At 71.8% G+C, this 15802-nt stretch carries 11 protein-coding genes; 3 read left to right on the top strand and 8 right to left on the bottom strand.

The features are described from left to right. Positions 1 to 231: 231 nt before the first annotated feature. Positions 232 to 3138: a glycoside hydrolase family 48 protein gene (locus tag ABZ406_RS28900; protein ID WP_357768312.1), complete on the bottom strand. Its 2907-nt coding sequence runs from the start codon at positions 3136 to 3138 to the stop codon at positions 232 to 234. An 841-nt stretch (positions 3139 to 3979) separates the two neighbouring features. Between ABZ406_RS28900 and ABZ406_RS28895 the strand changes: the two genes are divergently transcribed. Further along, positions 3980 to 5323 carry a GH1 family beta-glucosidase gene (locus tag ABZ406_RS28895; RefSeq protein WP_357768309.1) on the top strand — a complete coding sequence of 448 codons (1344 nt, stop codon included), beginning with the start codon at positions 3980 to 3982 and terminating at the stop codon, positions 5321 to 5323. Positions 5324 to 5403: 80 nt separating this feature from the next. On the opposite strand, the gene ABZ406_RS28890 is transcribed toward ABZ406_RS28895, so the two are convergent. From ABZ406_RS28890 to ABZ406_RS28880, 3 genes are all read right to left on the bottom strand, one after another. Then, positions 5404 to 5817 (bottom strand): roadblock/LC7 domain-containing protein, encoded by a 414-nt coding sequence (locus tag ABZ406_RS28890; protein ID WP_196925059.1) that lies wholly within the window; start codon positions 5815 to 5817, stop codon positions 5404 to 5406. 5 nt (positions 5818 to 5822) lie between these two features. After that, complete coding sequence (locus ABZ406_RS28885; RefSeq protein WP_357768306.1) at positions 5823 to 8360, bottom strand: nitrate- and nitrite sensing domain-containing protein; 2538 nt, start codon at positions 8358 to 8360, stop codon at positions 5823 to 5825. A 99-nt stretch (positions 8361 to 8459) separates the two neighbouring features. Beyond that, positions 8460 to 9872 carry an FGGY family carbohydrate kinase gene (locus ABZ406_RS28880; RefSeq protein WP_357768303.1) on the bottom strand — a complete coding sequence of 471 codons (1413 nt, stop codon included), beginning with the start codon at positions 9870 to 9872 and terminating at the stop codon, positions 8460 to 8462. A gap of 205 nt (positions 9873 to 10077) precedes the next feature. Between ABZ406_RS28880 and ABZ406_RS28875 the strand changes: the two genes are divergently transcribed. Beyond that, a complete protein-coding gene (locus ABZ406_RS28875) occupies positions 10078 to 12000 on the top strand; it encodes an anthranilate synthase family protein (protein ID WP_357768300.1) in 1923 nt (640 codons plus the stop codon). Positions 12001 to 12087: 87 nt separating this feature from the next. Here ABZ406_RS28875 and wrbA read toward each other — a convergent pair whose 3' ends face one another. The 4 genes from wrbA to ABZ406_RS28855 all read right to left on the bottom strand — a co-directional run bounded on the left by wrbA (position 12088) and on the right by ABZ406_RS28855 (position 14545). Then, positions 12088 to 12705 (bottom strand): NAD(P)H:quinone oxidoreductase, encoded by a 618-nt coding sequence (wrbA, locus tag ABZ406_RS28870; protein WP_357768297.1) that lies wholly within the window; start codon positions 12703 to 12705, stop codon positions 12088 to 12090. A 281-nt stretch (positions 12706 to 12986) separates the two neighbouring features. Further along, positions 12987 to 13355 carry a DUF3037 domain-containing protein gene (locus tag ABZ406_RS28865; RefSeq protein WP_091404117.1) on the bottom strand — a complete coding sequence of 123 codons (369 nt, stop codon included), beginning with the start codon at positions 13353 to 13355 and terminating at the stop codon, positions 12987 to 12989. Beyond that, positions 13352 to 14110 (bottom strand): HipA family kinase, encoded by a 759-nt coding sequence (locus ABZ406_RS28860; RefSeq protein ID WP_357768293.1) that lies wholly within the window; start codon positions 14108 to 14110, stop codon positions 13352 to 13354. Before ABZ406_RS28860 ends, ABZ406_RS28865 begins: the two co-directional genes overlap by 4 nt. Before the next feature lie 42 nt (positions 14111 to 14152). Further along, positions 14153 to 14545 carry a hypothetical protein gene (locus tag ABZ406_RS28855; protein WP_357768290.1) on the bottom strand — a complete coding sequence of 131 codons (393 nt, stop codon included), beginning with the start codon at positions 14543 to 14545 and terminating at the stop codon, positions 14153 to 14155. A gap of 136 nt (positions 14546 to 14681) precedes the next feature. Between ABZ406_RS28855 and ABZ406_RS28850 the strand changes: the two genes are divergently transcribed. Beyond that, positions 14682 to 15791 (top strand): winged helix DNA-binding domain-containing protein, encoded by a 1110-nt coding sequence (locus tag ABZ406_RS28850; protein ID WP_357768287.1) that lies wholly within the window; start codon positions 14682 to 14684, stop codon positions 15789 to 15791. Positions 15792 to 15802: the final 11 nt, after the last annotated feature.

Here is a 15802-nt window from a genome sequence, read left to right as displayed (position 1 = left end):
CCGTCACAGACCTCGTTGTGATCCCGCGACGGCCCGAATTTCTGGGCTTTTTCGCGGCTGGCTCCAGTCCGGGCGGTGGGGTGGGCCGGCCGATCCGCTGCGTCGGCCAGATGGCCGGCCCACCCCGGCCTGACCGTGGGTGTCAGGCCGTCCGCCAGCCCCGGTCCGTCGTTTCTCGGACCCGGGCCGGACCCCGGGGTGGGCGGTCCACGCCACCCACCCCGGGTCGTCTCAGCCGTTCGGGAACAGGCTGCCGTAGTCGGCGTACGCCATGGCGATGTCAGCCTGCGCCCAGAACCGGTGGTAGTTGAAGGCCGGCTCCGGGCCACCGTCCAGGTACGCCTGCACCTTGGGCCAGTCCGGGTCGTTCTTGTAGAAGGACCGGATGTCGAGGAAGCTCTTGCCGGCGGCGATGGTGTCGCCGTTCGGCATCTTCCCGGTCCAGCCCGGCGGGACGTAGAGGCCCTGCCCGGTGGAGGCGTTGTAGACGTCGTCGAAGCGCCGGTAGTCGCCACGCTTCTCGGTGGTGGAGACACCCTTGGCGTCGCTGGCGGCCGACAGCGCGTCGAGCAGCCCCTTGGCGGTGGTCTTCGCCGACACGTTGCCCGACTTGGCCGCGTACGCGATCAGGGTCCGGGCGTAGGCGGCGGCGACGCCGACGTCCTGGCCCTTCACGGTGACCTCGACGTGCAGGTTGGTGTTGGGCTGCGGGTTGGACGGGTTCCACGTGGTCGGCTGACCGGTCCACGCCATGTCCGACGGGATCGACCAGTTGGTGCCGACAGTGGTGTTGGCGATCGCCCACGGCACCCACTTGTCCAGCAGCGCCTTGGCCTTCGCGTTGCCGGTCTGCAGGTACAGCTCGGCGATGCGCTGCATCGACCAGGCCTGCATGCCGAACCACTGGTTCGACGGCGGGTCGTTGTAGACCGGGTCGACGTCGTAGAACATGCCGTAGAAGGTGCTGGTGCCCGACGGCGGTTGGGCGTAGCTGCCGTCCCAGCTGTTGGTGGCGCCACCGGCGATGCCGCCCTCGGCGGACTGCAGCCAGGTGTAGAACTCCAGCTGGCGCTCGAAGCTCTTGGTCCAGTCGGCGACCGCCGTCGACGACTGCGGCTTGAGCTCCGGGGTGTTGGTCAGCGCCCAGGCCGCGAACGGGTTCTGGTAGCCGAAGTGGTTGTGGCTGGAGCCGATCCGCCAGGACCAGTTCTGGCTGGTGTCGTACGCGCCGCCCCAGGCGTAGTACCAGGACAGCAGGTAGTGCGCCGAGTCCTTGCCGCTGCCGGCGGGGCAGGTGCTCGCCCCGACGCAGTTGCCGATCTTCTTGAAGTACTTGTCGAACATCGCGTACCGCAGGTAGTCGCCCATCTTGGCGGCCTTGGTGATGGTGGCGGCGACGTCGGCCTGCTTGTTCTGGGCCTTGGCCCAGGTCAGCGCCCAGTACGCGGCCTGCACGGCGCGGGCGTCGGCGTCCGGGGCGTTGGTGTACTTCCACTGCTTGGCGGGGGCGCCGGTGTCCTTGACGAACAGGTCGAGGTATCCGTACTGACCGCCGTGCTTGAAGGTGTCGCAGGACGGCTGCGGAACGGTCTCCCAGACCGACTCCTGGGTGCCGCGCTGGAAGGTGTTGATGTACGCCGGCTTGGTGGTGCCGTCACCGCAGCGGCCGAAGCCGTAGGTGTTGTCGACATCCATCAGCCAGTGCATGCCGTAGATGTCGCCGGTGCCGTAGGTGGACTGGAGCTCCGCGCGGAGCGGGTCCTGACCGACGGAGATGTTCGGGTTCAGCGCCGACGGGTACTGGCTGGGCAGGTTGTACTCCGCGGCGTACTGCGGCGTCCCCGCGGACCCGGCCGTGGGCTGGTCTGAATGATTCGGAATTATATATTTTTCCATCACGGTCCAGGCGTTGTTGAACGGGGCCCAGTTCTGGGTGACCCGCCCGTAGTTCGCCTCCAGCCAGAGCCAGAAGCTGAACGCCTCCGAGGTGGTCTCGTGACCGTGGTCGGGCGCCTCGACGATGAGGGTCTCGACCGAGTGGTACGGCACGCCCTCGGGGCTGAAGTAGCCCGAGTTCTTGATCTTGCCGTACTGCTCGAGGAACTTCGCGATGTAGGTGTTGTCGCCGCCGGGGGTGTCGTTGTCGATCTCGGTGGCGGTGACCGCCAGCGAGGCGAGACCCGTGGCGGAGGCGGTGATGGTGGCGGCACCACCGGCGGTGTCGGTGTCCTCTGCCGCGGCGACGGTGACGGTGACCCCGGTGTTCCAGTTGCTCGAGGTCAGCGTGGCGGTGGTCGGCGAGACCGTGATGTCGGAGTCGCCGGTGCGGGTCAGGGTGACCGGCACACTGGCCGTCGGCGCGGCGCTGAGCTTCAGGGTGAAGGTGGCGGTGCCACCCTCGGCGACGCTCACCGCGGACGGGGTGGCCACCAGCGTCGGGCCGGTGGCGGCGCCGACGGTGAACGCCTTCTCGTCGACCCCGATGCCGTTGGCGTTGTCGTACGCCTTGGCCTGCACCGTGTAGCTGCCGGCCGGCAGGTCCTCCTGGGTGTACGCGTACGGGGCGGAGGTGTCGGTGTTGATCAGCAGGCCGTTGCGGTAGAACTCGACCTTGCTGATCGTTCCGTCCGGGTCGCTGGCGGTGGCGGTCAGCGGCACGTCGGCGGGCGCGGTGAACGGCCCGCTGGGCAGGCCGAGCGAGACCGTCGGCGGCTGGTTGGCCGGGGTGCCGTTGCAGGGGGTGCCGTTCAGGGTGAACGAGGTGGGCTTCGGGTTGCTGCCCGTGTGGGCGCCGTTGAAGCCGATGGTGGTGGAGGCCCCGGTGCCGAGGTTGCCGTTGTACGACTCGTTCGTCGCGGTGACCTCGCTGCCGGTCTGGCTGAACCGGGCCGACCAGCCCTGGGTGACCCGTTGACCGCTGTTCGGGAAGGTCCACTTGAGCGTCCAGTTGCTCACCGGGTCGCCCAGGTTCTTGATGGTGACGTTCGCGGTGAAGCCGGTGTTCCAGTCGTTGGTCGCGTAGACCACGTCGCAGGCGGGTGCGGCCTGGGCGGCGCCGGCAGGCAGTGTCACCCCGCCGATGGCGAGCAGCGCGGCGGCGGCGAGCGCCACGCGGCGGCGTATTGCCAGTTGTCTCATGTGCGCGGTGTCTCCTCGGACCAGGCCGGGACGGTCCCCGGCGAGGCGCCTGCCCGCGTGGGTGGTGGTCCGCGGGGATGTCGAGGCGCCGGGAAGGTGGCTTCCCCGGGCCCGGCCGGGGTGGGGCGGTGCGGCCTGCGCGGGAGGGGGTCCCGCCGGCTGATCGGGTGACCGTGACCGGAGCTGGCGCTGCCGGTCTGCCCTCGGTGGACCCGCACTCACGCGATGTGGCTCGTGTCGCGTCGAATCGACAGTCTGCCATGGAAGCGCTCCCACAACAAGCGCACGGAGCGCTGGATCAGATCCTTGTTTCGATCTCGTTTTGGGGCTTTCACAAAGGCGTGACGGGCGTTACAGTCGCAACATCGGTCGATGGGAGCGCTTCCATCGACAAGGTTCCAACAAGAAGATCGCTGGGAACGTCTCTGACGAGCCCAGGGAACCAGACCGAGGGCCGACGACGGGCCAGCCCGGACGCCGTCGTCAGCCATCGTCCCGCCACAGGGAGGGAGGTGGAACCAGAGCCACTCGCGTGGCCCGGCTCCCGCGCGACACGCACGGCAGGACCCAAATTCCGCCCGTGTGTGTGCAGTTACGGTGGGGACGGGGGTTGCCCTCCCCCGTCCCCACACTAAACCCCCGTACACGATAGGAAAAGAGGCCGACGGGACAGGCGCGCCGCGCCGCCCGGACGGCCTCGTTCGCTGCCCGGGGCCACATCCGCCACCACCCGCCAGCGCCGGCCGTTCTGACGGCCGGCTGACCGGGCGGCAGCGTCTGCCCTATCATGGGAGCGCTCCCGAATCCTTCGGCGGTGGCCCCGTATCCATGAGGAGAATCCATGTCGATACCTGTTGGGCCCGCCGGCCCGCTGCGCTTCCCGGACAACTTCGGCTGGGGCGCGGCCACCTCCGCCTACCAGATCGAAGGCGCCGCCAAGGAGGACGGGCGCGGCGAGTCGGTCTGGGACACCTTCAGCCGCGTCCCGGGGCGCACCCGCAACGGCGACACCGGCGACGTGGCCATCGACCACTACCACCGCTACACCGAGGACCTCGACCTCATGCGCGACCTCGGGTTGCGCAGCTACCGCTTCTCCATCTCCTGGCCCCGCATCCAACCCGACGGCACCGGCGCACCCAACCAACGCGGCCTCGACTTCTACCGCCGCCTGCTCGACGGCCTGCACGAGCGCGGAATCAGCCCGATGGCCACCCTGTTCCACTGGGACCTCCCGCAGGCACTGCAGGACGCCGGCGGCTGGGAGTCACGCGACACCGCGCACCGCTTCGCCGACTACGCCGACGTGGTCTTCCGCGCCCTCGGCGACCGGGTGCCGGCCTGGCTCACCATCAACGAGCCCAAGACCGTGGTGCAGAACGGCTACCTCACCGGCCACCACGCCCCCGGCCGGCAGGACCCGGACGCCGCCTACCTCGTCGCCCACCACCTGCAACTCGCCCACGGCTTGGCCGTCGGCGCGCTGCGGGCCACCGGCAGCGACAGTCGGATCGGCCCCGCGCTCAACCTGCACCCCTGCTACCCCGCCGACGACTCCCCGCAGGCCGCCGCCGCCGCCCACCTCTACGACGGCTACGAGAACCGCCTCTACCTCGACTCCCTGTTCAAGGGCAGCTACCCGGAGGACCTGCTGGCCGACCTCGGCCCGCAGAGCCGGATGGTCACCGGCATCCGCGACGGCGACCTGAAGATCATCTCCGCGCCTGTCGACCTGCTCGCCGTGCAGTACTACACCCCGATCTACGTCACCGCCGACGGCGGCACCACGCACCGCTGGGCGACCTCCGAGGCCGAGTGGCAGCAGATCTACCCCGAGGGGATGTACGACCTGCTGACCCGGGTCACCCGCGAATACGGCCCGATCCCGCTCACCATCACCGAGAACGGGCTGCCCACACCCGACACCCTGGGCGCGGACGACACCGTCCAGGACGACGGTCGGATCACCTTCCTGCGGGACCACCTCACCGCCGCGCACCGGGCCATCGCCGACGGGGTGCCGCTGGAGAGCTTCCACGTCTGGTCACTGCTCGACAACTTCGAGTGGGACCAGGGGTACGAACAGCGCTGGGGCCTCGTCTACGTGGACTACGCCACCCAGCGACGGGTGCTCAAGAACTCCGCCGCCTGGTACCGCTCCGTCATCGCCGACGGCGGCTTCTGAAGGCGCCGCCACCCGGACGGCCGGGCCCGGACGGCTCGGCTCGGGTGAGCCGGTGACCGTCCGGGCCTCGGCCGGCTCACTCAGCGGGGCAGCGCCTGCTGCAACTCCGCCCGCAGGGCCGGGGTGAGCATCTCCCCCGCCTGCTTGGCCAGCCGGGCCATCTCGTAGCCCACCACACCGATGTCCGCGTCACCCGCGGCCAACGTGGCCAGGATCGACCCGTCGCGGATCTGCATCACCAGGAAGTAGCCGCGGCCCATCTCGACCACCGTCTGCTTGACGACATCGCCGTCGAACATCGACGCCGCGCCAGCGGTGATGCTCATCAGCCCGGACGTCACCGCGGCGAGCTTGTCCGCGTTGTCACGCGGCAGGTGATCGGAGATCGCCACCAGCAGCCCGTCGGAGGAGACCACCACCGCGTGCGCCACACCCGGCACCCGCTCCGCGAACGCGCTCACCAGCCAGCTCAGGTCACGCGCCTCCTGGCTCAACGTCGTCACTGTCGTCGTCCCCCTTCGTCGTGCCCCCCGGACGGTGGCACGGGTATCTCGGTGGTGTCCTCAGCCTCGGCGCGCCGCACCCCGCTGTAAAGCCGCGAGAGCATGCCGCCGACCGCCTCCGGGTCCGGGTCGGTGCGGGTCGGTGCCGTCATTGGTTGCGCGGAACGGGTGACAGCGCTCAACTGCGCCATCGGCACCCGTACCGGCAGTCCCCTCTCGTTGGTGCCGCCGGTCACCGGGATGCTCGGCGGCGCCGCCGCAGCGGGCACCGCCGGCACCGGCGGGCCCTGCCGCGAATACCAACCCCCGCCCGCCCCGCGAGCAGCGGCCGGGGTCAACACGTCCTCGGCGCGCACCGGCCCCGGGCGGCCCTGACGCGGCACACCGACGCCCGGCGGGCGGCCGGCCACCGGCAGGTCCCGCACCACGCCGAGCGGCACCGCGGCACCGGCCTGCCGGACACCGCCGGACGGCGCCGCCACCCCCCGCGCCGCGCTCGCCGCCAGCATCCGCGCCGACGGCGGCGCGTCCAGCTCCACGTTGCCCGCCGGCGCCAACAACTCCGTGGGCAGCGCCAGCCGGGCAACCAGACCGTCCTCGCCGCCCTCCAACCGCACCCGCACGCGCAACCGGGCCGCCAGGTGGCTGACCACGAAGAGCCCCATCCGCTCCACCGCGGCGACGTCCGCGGCCGGAGGGCTGGCCAGCACCTCGTTCGCCTGCACCAGGGCGGCCGGGCTCATGCCCAGACCACTGTCGACGATCTCGATCAGCGGTGCCCCCGCCTCGACCCGGGCGGTGACCACCACGACCGTGTCCGGACGGGAGAACGCCGTGGCGTTCTCCAGCAACTCGGCCAGCAGGTGCACCAACTCGCCGACGGCGTGCCCGACGACGTACACGTCGGCCACCGCCTCGATCCGCACCCGCTGGTACTGCTCGATCTCGGCGGCGGCGGCCAGCAGTACCGCCCCGAGGCCGACCGGCCGGTTCCACCGGCGGGTCGAGTCGGTGCCGGCCAGCACCAGCAGACTCTCGTCGTTACGGCGCATACGGGCGGCCAGGTGATCCAGCTTGAACAGGTTCTCCAGCTGGTCCGGGTCGCTCTCCTCGCGCTCCAGGTCGTCCAGCAGCTCCAGCTGACGCTCCACCAGCACCTGGCTGCGGCGGGCCAGGTTGACGAACATCGCGTTGACGTTGCGCCGCATCGACGCCTGCTCGACGGCGACAGTGACCGCGCTGCGGTGCACCGCCACGAACGCCTCGGCCAGCTCGCCGATCTCGTCGAGCGACCGGACCACCGCCGGTGCGACGTCGATGCGGGGTACCCCACCGGTGACGGTCTTCAGGCGGTCCAGGGCGTCCGGCAGCTCGACCTGGGCGATCCGCAGCGCCTGGCTGCGCAGCATCCGCATCGACCGGGCCACCGACCGACCGATGAGCAGCGAGATCAGCAGGGCGACCAGCAGGACCGTGACGACCCCGCCGACGACCAGCAGCGTCGTCCGCAGCTGATCGTCACTGGCCTCCTCGGCCTGCCGTATCGCGTCGTCGAGCACACCCGCCTCGAGCTGACGCAGCAGCTCCTGGCGCTGCTGACTGGCCGACCACCACTGCTCCGACGGCAGCACCTGCGGTGACGCCCCACCGGAGGACAGGCTGCGCTCCTCCAACCCGGTGGCGACCAGGAACATCGGCGACACCGACGTCTCGTCGTAGCGTTGGATCTGCGCACTCGTCGCGGCCACCCGGAACGCCCCGAGCGCGGTGAGTTGCTGACCGCGCAGGTCGGCAAGGACCACCCGGTCCTCGGTGCCGTACGCACCGGCGCGGGAGGCGGCGTAGAGCTGGGCCCGCACCCGGGAGGACAGTTCCTTGACCCGGGCCAACTGGACATAACGCAACACCGCGTCGTTCAACGCCGGCTGGTTCTGACCAGGGGTCGGCTCGGCGAGCAGGTCGAGCAAGGCCCCGACGGCCCGGTGGTAGTTGCCCAGGATGGTCTCACTGCTGAGCACCGCCGGCGGAATCGCCGAACGGATGTCGACCACCTGGTCGTACGCCTCCAACGCCTCGGAGAAGGCGACCCGCCAGGACGCGTCCGCGTCCGCCAGCGGCTCGGCGGCCCGGCTCAGTTCCACGATGGCCCTGTCGGTGGCCGCCTGCAACGGCTTGAGGTCGTTCGCCGTGGCCTGCCGGTCGCCACCCTTGCGCAGCTCACCCAGCTCCCCCGCAGAACGGTCGCGCTCCTGCTGAAGCTGGTGCACCGCCGCGGTGATCTGCCGGCCGATGCCGACCTGACTGGAGAAGTCGTTCAACGCGGTCGTCCGCCCCACGAGCGTGCTGGTCTGCACGCCGGCGAGCAGGAGGAACGCCATCGACGGCACCAGCAGCACCGTGGCGAGCTTCGTGCTCATCCGCCAGTCGCGCAGCCGGAACGGCGACCGCCGTCGATGCGGAACGACCCGGACGTCGAAGCGGCGTCGGCGATGGTTCGACACCGCGCCGTTCGCCGGGTCGGGACCTGCCGCCACCCTGCCTCCTCCGTCCTACCGCGTCCAACCCGGTCGGGGGAGCGCAGTCCATCCAACCAGGCTCGGTACCGCTGTCAACGGCCCGGGCGAGGCGGAGGTTCAGGAAGGATACTGCGGGTGGGAACCTCCTGCCGTGGTCGGTAAAACCAGCTCATCCGTCCGGCCGATGTCGGCGAGCTCCATCGCGTCACCGAAGCGCCCCAGCGCCACCAACGCGGCACCCGTCGCGCCGATCTCCGGGTTGCGCTGATGCGACACCGGCCGCGGGGCGAGCGCGGTGGCGAACGCCTGCCGCCACCACACCGAGGCGGCCACCGCACCACCGCCCAACACCACGCCGACCGGCTTGTCGATTGTGGACTCCAACACCCCGAGATCCTCGGCGACCAGCTCACACAGCCCCTGCATCAGCCCGGCCAGGATGTCCACCGATGTGGTGCTGAAGCTGAGGCCACGCACCTCACCGCTGCCCGCCGGCGCCAACCCGGGCGCCCGGTCCCCACCGAAGCGCGGGTTCGCCGGCCGGCCGCCGCCCGCCGGCACCAACGCCAACGCCGCGTCCAGCTCAGCACCCCGGGGCAACCGCAGCTCCCGGTCCGCCCAGGCGAAGAGGTTGCCACCGTTGGCGTACGCGGCCCCGGTCACCACGTGGTCGTGGTCGACCCGGTAACGCCACAACCGTTCGGGCAGGCGGGGCATCGGCTCGCCGGCCGGGATCCGCTGCATCAGCCGTACGGCAGCGGAGGTGCCCACCGTGACGGCGGCCCGGCTCGGGTCGACGCAGCCCGAGCCGACGTTCGACGCCCCGCCGTCGCCCACCGGCGGTGTCCAGCGGGCCTGCGCCAACTGCGGCCACCGACGAGCCAGGTCGACCCGGAGCCGGCCGTGCCAGTCCAACCCGCCCAGGTGTGGAAGATCCGTCTGCCGCGCCTCGGCGAGCGTCAGCGCCTCCTCGTCCCAGCGCAGGGTGCGCAGGTCCAGCAGCCCCGTCCCGGAGGCCTGGGACACCGACATCGGCGCGTCGTCGAGCAACTCGCCCAGCACGTACTCGGGCAGGCCCACGAACCTGGCGATCGGGGTGCCGGACTGCTCCCGCAACCAGGGCAACCGCATCGACCAGTACGAACGGTGCCACCAGCAGCCGGTGCGCTGGTGGAAGCCGTCCGGGTCCGCCGGTCCGGCGGTACGCCCCACCGGCGCGGGCCGGGTGTCCAGCCAGGTGACCACCGGGCCCAACGGGGCCCCGTCGCGGTCCAGCGGAAGCACCGAGTGCCACTGCGCGGAGACCGCCACCAGGCCGACGTCCTGGAGGTGCCCCGAGCCGGCCAGCTCGTCCAGGCACTCGACGAGGCTCGCCAGATAGTCCCGACCGGACAGCGTGCCGGTGCCGTCGTCGCCGATGGCGAGGTCGACCTTGCGACGGGCCAGGGCGCCGGGCAGCGGCTGGGTGTCCGCGTCCAGCACCAGCCCGCGTACCGAGGAGGTGCCCAGATCGAGCGCGAGAATGTTCATCGACGGTCAAGTTACCCCGTGCCAGCCGGCCGACGGGCGCGTAGGGTGGATCACGTGCTCGCGCATCTGACCAGTTGGTGGCCCGCCGATCCGGCGGCCATCCCCCGCGCGTAGCTCCCACCACGCGGCCGCCATCGAGGCGGTCGCCGGATCTCCCGGCCGGAGGGCCGCCTCGCTGGCGGCACCGAGCCCTACGGAGACTCCGATGACACACCTGACCGACCTGCTCGCCGCCGTCACCCGCGGCGTCGACCCCGGCCCGTTCGCGCTGCTGCGCCGCGAGGGCGCGGAGCACCTGGACCTGTTCACCGGCCCGGTCGACACCGTCGAGGCGCTCGGCGACCTTCCGCTGCCGCCCGGTCCGCCCGGAGCGCGGACGCTGGCAGTGGTGCCGTACCGGCAGATCACCGAACGTGGCTTCGCGTGTGTCGACGACGGTGCCCCGCTGGAGTTCCTCCAGATCCGCGAGCACCAGCGGATCGCGCTCGCCGACGCCCTCGCCGCGCTGCCCGACGCGCCGATCCACACCAGCGACGCCGGTTTCGACGTCAGCGACGAGGAGTACGCGCGGACCGTCGAGCGGGTGCTGGCCGAGGAGATCGGCCGGGGTGAGGGCGCGAACTTCGTCATCCACCGTGCCCTGCACGCCACGGTGCAGGGCCCGCCGCTGGGTGCCGCGCTGGCCGCGCTGCGCCGGCTGCTGATCGCCGAGCGCGGCGCGTACTGGACGTTCGTGGTGCACACCGGCACCCGGACGCTCGTCGGCGCCAGCCCGGAGCGGCACGTCAGCGTCGACGACGGGCTGGTGATGATGAACCCGATCAGCGGCACCTTCCGCTACCCCGGTGGCGTCGCGGACCGGGCGGCACTGCTGCGTTTCCTCGCCGACCCGAAGGAGATCGAAGAGCTGTACATGGTGCTCGACGAGGAGCTGAAGATGATGGCCACCGTCGCCGAGCACGGTGGGCAGGTGATCGGACCGCACCTGAAGGAGATGTCGCACCTGGCGCACACCGAGTACCTGCTCGCCGGGCGGGGCACCCGCGACGTACGGGAGGTGCTGCGCGAGACGATGTTCGCCCCCACCGTGACGGGCAGCCCGATCGAGAACGCCTGCCGGGTGATCGCCCGGCACGAGCGCCGGGGCCGGGGCTACTACGGGGGCGTGCTGGCGCTGCTCGGCCACGACGTGTCCGGCCGGCAGACCCTCGACGCGCCGATCCTGATCCGGACCGCCGAGATCTCCCCCGCCGGGCGACTGCGGGTGCCGGTCGGCGCGACCCTGGTGCGGCACTCGACGACGGCCGGCGAGGTGGCCGAGACGCACGCCAAGGCCGCCGGGGTGCTGGCCGCGCTCGGCCTGGGGCCGGCGGCGACCGTCGGCGACCGCGGGCCGGTCGCGCGGCTGGCCGACGACCCGGCGGTACGCGACGCGCTGGCCGCGCGCAACGCCCCGCTGGCGCGGTTCTGGTTGGATCAGCGGTCACCTGACGCACCCGGACTTCCCGGGCTGGTCGGCCGCCGGGTGTTGATCGTGGACGCCGAGGACACCTTCACCGGGATGCTGGCCCACCAGTTGGGCGCGTTGGGTCTCGCGGTGACCACCCGACCGTGGCACGCGAGCAGCCCGGTCGACGACTACGACCTGGTGGTGGCCGGTCCCGGGCCCGGCGACCCGGGGAGCGCGGACGAGCCGAAGATGGTGGCGCTGCGCACGCTGCTGACCGGGCTGCTGACCACCGGACGTCCCACCCTCGCGGTCTGCCTCGGCCACCAGGTGCTGGCCGGGCTGCTCGGGCTGACCCTGGACCGCCGGGACGCGCCCTATCAGGGGTTGCAGCGGGAGGTGCCGGTGTTCGGCAGCACCCGCCGGGTCGGGTTCTACTCGACGTTCACCGCCCGCGCCGATGCCGACCGGCTGACCACCGCGTACGGGCCGGTGGAACTGGCCCGGGACCCGGGTGACGGCGCCGTGCACGCCCTGCGGGGGCGCGGCTTCGCCGGAGTGCAGTTCCACGCGGAGTCGGTGCTCAGCCCGGACGGGCTCGCCGTGCTCAGCGAGTTGCTCACCGAGTTACTGCCCGCGCCGCGCCCGGACGAGCTGTCCGTGACCCGCACCGGCGCATAGTCGCCCCGGGCCGCGGGTAGGGCTGGGGCGACCGGTGGCGCGGACGGGCCGAGAGCCCCCGCCCGCGCCACCGGTCGCCCGCACCGGTCAGCCGGCCAGGCCCGCCTTCAGCGCGGTGCCCAGCAGCACGGCCCGTCGGGCGGTGAGGGCGCAGGCCCCGAGCGCCACGGCGTCCGGGGCGATCTCCCCGTTGTTGCTGGTGTGCGAGGCGCCGTACGGGTTGCCGGCGATGAACTGGCTGGTGTCGGTGTAACCGGGGGTGACCACCACACCGCCCCAGTGGTAGAAGACGTTGAACAGCGAGGTAAGCGTGGTCTCCTGCCCCCCGTGCGAGGTGCCCGTCGAGGTGAAGGCGGAGTAGACCTTGTTCACGAGCGCGCCCTGGGACCAGAGCGGGCCAGTGGTGTCGATGAACTGCTTCAGCTGGGCGGCGATCATGCCGTACCGGGTCGGCGCACCGAAGATCGCCACGTCGGCCCAGGCCAGGTCGTCGATCATCGCCTCGGGCACGTCCTGGGTCTCCAACTGGTGCGCCTGCCAACCGGAGTTCGAGCGGATCGCCTCATCCGGAGCCAGCTCGTGCACCTTGCGCAGGCGCACGTCGGCGCCGGCGTCCCCGGCGGCCTCACACACGGCCTGCGCCATCTGGTACGTGGTGCCAGTGGCGCTGTAGTAGATCACCGCTACCTTGGTCTGGGCAGCCATCAGAGTGTCCCCTTCTCGTCTCGGATCAGCTCCCGCGACTACCCGCTGCGGGCACGCTCTAACGACAGCCCAGGCGCTCTCGGATACCGGTCCGCCGGCTCAAGTTTTCCGCAACTTCCCGGTCGTTCCGGCCCGACGCCGTGCGCGGACGACGATCCTGATGCCATCGGTGCCGGCGGGACCAGGCCGCCGCCCCGCACCGGGCACCTGAACGGGGGATCGCGCTCCGCCGGCAACGGCGCTGGCGTAGCGCGATCAGGGGACGACCGCCCCGCCTGGGCTCAGCGGACCAGGGTCGCCATCAGCCGGTCCAGCTCGGCCGCCGGGTCGACGGTGAGACCGGTGTGCACCGGCCCCGTCTGGATCATCGTGCTGCGTGGTGCGGCCAGCCAGTGGAAGCGCTCACCGAGCCGCATCCGGGTCGCCGGCCCGTCACCGGAGCAGGTCCGGTCCCAGGAGTCGAGCACCGCGGCCACCGCCGGCAGGTCGACGTCGGGTGCCAACGCGCGGACCCGATCGGCGTCCAGGTGCGTCCGCGCGGCCAGGAAGTCGCGCTGCTGGCAGTAGAGCAACACCCCGACGTTGATCTGCTCGCCGCGCTCGATGCGGGGCACGAGCCGGATCAGCGCGTACTCGAAGGGTTGCCTCATGCCCCGCTCCCCGATGGCAGCCAGTCGGCCGTGCGGGCGACCCGGCGGGACAGGTGATCCAGGTACGCGCCGCGCGCCGCGTCGGCCGTCTCGAAGTCGGCGGCGGTCAACCACTCCCCCGGCACCAGGGCCAGCACCTCGGTGAGCAGCTCCGGGGTGACCTGGAGGGCCAGCTCGGCGTCGGCCTCGGCCAGCCGCGTCGCGTACGGCGCCAGCACGTGGTCCTCCGCGCGGTAGGCCCGGTGCACGGCGGCCTCGGCACGCGGCCAGTTGTGGTGGAAGTACAGCGAGGCGCCGTGGTCGATCAGCCACAGCTCCCGGTGCCAGACGAGCAGGTTCGGGTTACGCCAACTCCGGTCGACGTTCTCCACGAACGCGTCGAACCAGAGCACCCGGGAGGCCAGTGCCGCGTCGACGGGGTGCGCCACCGGGTCGAAGCCCAACGCCCCGGGCAGGAAGTCCATCCCGAGGTTGGCGCCGCCGCTGCTGCGCAGCAGCTCCTGCACCTCCTGGTCGGGTTCGGCCCGCCCGATCACCGGGTCGACGTCGAGGACGACCAGCGGTGGCACCCGCAACCCCAACCGGCGGGCCAACTCGCCGCAGATCACCTCGGCGATCAACGCCTTGGGCCCCTGCCCGGCGCCGCGGAACTTCGCCACGTAGGTGCCCAGGTCGTCGGCCTCCACCACGCCGGGCAGCGACCCACCCTCGCGCAGCGGGGTGACGTAACGGATCGCGGTGACCTGGCGGAGCACGCCGCCCACCCTACTGGGACTTCCGCCAGTGCCCGCCGCCGGTCAGTCGAGCTTGTCGCGCAGCTTGTCGACCTGGGTCTGCAGGCGGTCCACCGCGTTGTCGTTGTTGACGAACGTGGTGATCCCCGCGGCCAGACCGAGCCCGATCAGCACCGCCAGGATGCTGAGCACCAGGCCGCCGATCGACACGCCCCGGCCGGTGACCCCGGGTCGGCGGGCCATCTTGAGGCCGACGATGCCGAGGATGATCCCGATGATGCCGAGGATCAGCCCCAACCAGGCGAGGATCGCCGTCAACACGCTGAACAGACCGGCCACTCCGAACACCAGGGCGAACGTCGCCGCGGCGCTCGTCTTCGCGCGGGTGTCCCCCCGATGGCTGCGGGATCCGGCCGGTACGCCGGCGCCCCGCGCCGGCTCGCTTGCGGCAGTCATGAGTTTCCCCTCCGTACGCGCGGCGCGCGCACTTCCGACGGCCGCTTTCCCCCGACGACCGCCATTACGCCCTCCCACCAGCAGGAATGTCGGTGGTAGGCCCTAGGCTGGCCGCCCGGCATGAAAGGAGCGCCCGATGCCTGTCGACCTCAGCGCCGCCGACGCGCTGGCGCTGCGGATGACCAGCCTGCTGCTGCGTCCGCATCCGAGCATCAGACCCGGCACCGTCGCCGACGTGGTCGAGTGGTTCGGTGCGATGCAGGCACAGGACCTGGCCAGTGGGCTGTGGTCGCTGGGTGCCCGGCTGCCCGGGTGGACGCTCGCCGACGTGCAGGCGGCGATGGAGCGGCGCGAGGCGCTGCGCACCTGGCCGATGCGGGGCACCGTGCACCTCGTCCGGCCCGCCGACGCCCACTGGATGCTGGAGCTGACCGGCGTACGGTCGCTTGCCGGCGTGGCGAGCCGGCGGGCGCAGCTCGGCCTCACCGAGGCCGACGCGGACCGGGCGGTGGACGTCCTCGGCGGCGCGCTGGCCGGCGGCGGGCGGCTCACCCGCGCGCAGTGCCTGGCCACGCTCCGCGCGGCGGGCCTGGGCACCGACGGGCAGCGTGGTTACCACCTGTTGTGGTATGCGAGCGTGCGCGGCGTGATCTGCGTGGCGCCGAACGTCGGCACCGACCAGACCTTCGTCCTGCTCGACGAGTGGGCACCCGAGTCCCACCGGTGGGAGCGCGACGAGGCGCTCGCCCTGCTGGCCCTCCGCTACGTTCGCGGGCACGGCCCGGTCACCGACCGCGAGTTCGCCGGCTGGAGCGGTCTCACCCTCACCGACGCCCGACGTGGCCTGACCGCCACCGGCGACGCGCTGAGCACGGTACGAGTCGACGGCACCCCGATGTACGTCGACGCGGCAGTGGCCGACGCGCCCCGCACTGCGCCGGACGACGTGCTGGCACTGCCCGGCTTCGACGAGTACCTGCTCGGTTTCCGGGACCGCACGTTGATGCTCGACCCCGCCCACCTGGCGGCCGTGGTGCCGGGCAACAACGGCATCTTCCAGTCCACAGTGGTCCGCGCCGGTCGGGTGGTGGGCGTGTGGAAACGCAAGATCGGCCGCACCGCCGTGACCGTGACGATCCGGCCGCTCACGACGCTCGACGTCGCGGCCCGGGCCCGGGCGGAGCAGGCACTCGGGCGCTACGCCGACTTCCTCGGGCTGCCGGCCCGCTTCGACTGGCTGACCTGACCCCCGGGCGG

Origin of the sequence: Micromonospora sp. NPDC005710, from assembly GCF_040630995.1 — a bacterium.
Classification (GTDB): Bacteria; Actinomycetota; Actinomycetes; order Mycobacteriales; family Micromonosporaceae; genus Micromonospora.
This window is presented reverse-complemented; position numbering and strand designations above follow the sequence as displayed.

Coding starts and splice junctions, on each gene's coding strand:
- ABZ406_RS28895 (WP_357768309.1), top strand. CDS start 3,980: ATGTCGATACCTGTTGGGCCCGCCGGCCCGCTGCGCTTCCCGGACAAC.
- wrbA (WP_357768297.1), bottom strand. CDS start 12,705: ATGGCTGCCCAGACCAAGGTAGCGGTGATCTACTACAGCGCCACTGGC.
- ABZ406_RS28875 (WP_357768300.1), top strand. CDS start 10,078: ATGACACACCTGACCGACCTGCTCGCCGCCGTCACCCGCGGCGTCGAC.
- ABZ406_RS28855 (WP_357768290.1), bottom strand. CDS start 14,545: ATGACTGCCGCAAGCGAGCCGGCGCGGGGCGCCGGCGTACCGGCCGGA.
- ABZ406_RS28900 (WP_357768312.1), bottom strand. CDS start 3,138: ATGAGACAACTGGCAATACGCCGCCGCGTGGCGCTCGCCGCCGCCGCG.
- ABZ406_RS28880 (WP_357768303.1), bottom strand. CDS start 9,872: ATGAACATTCTCGCGCTCGATCTGGGCACCTCCTCGGTACGCGGGCTG.
- ABZ406_RS28865 (WP_091404117.1), bottom strand. CDS start 13,355: ATGAGGCAACCCTTCGAGTACGCGCTGATCCGGCTCGTGCCCCGCATC.
- ABZ406_RS28850 (WP_357768287.1), top strand. CDS start 14,682: ATGCCTGTCGACCTCAGCGCCGCCGACGCGCTGGCGCTGCGGATGACC.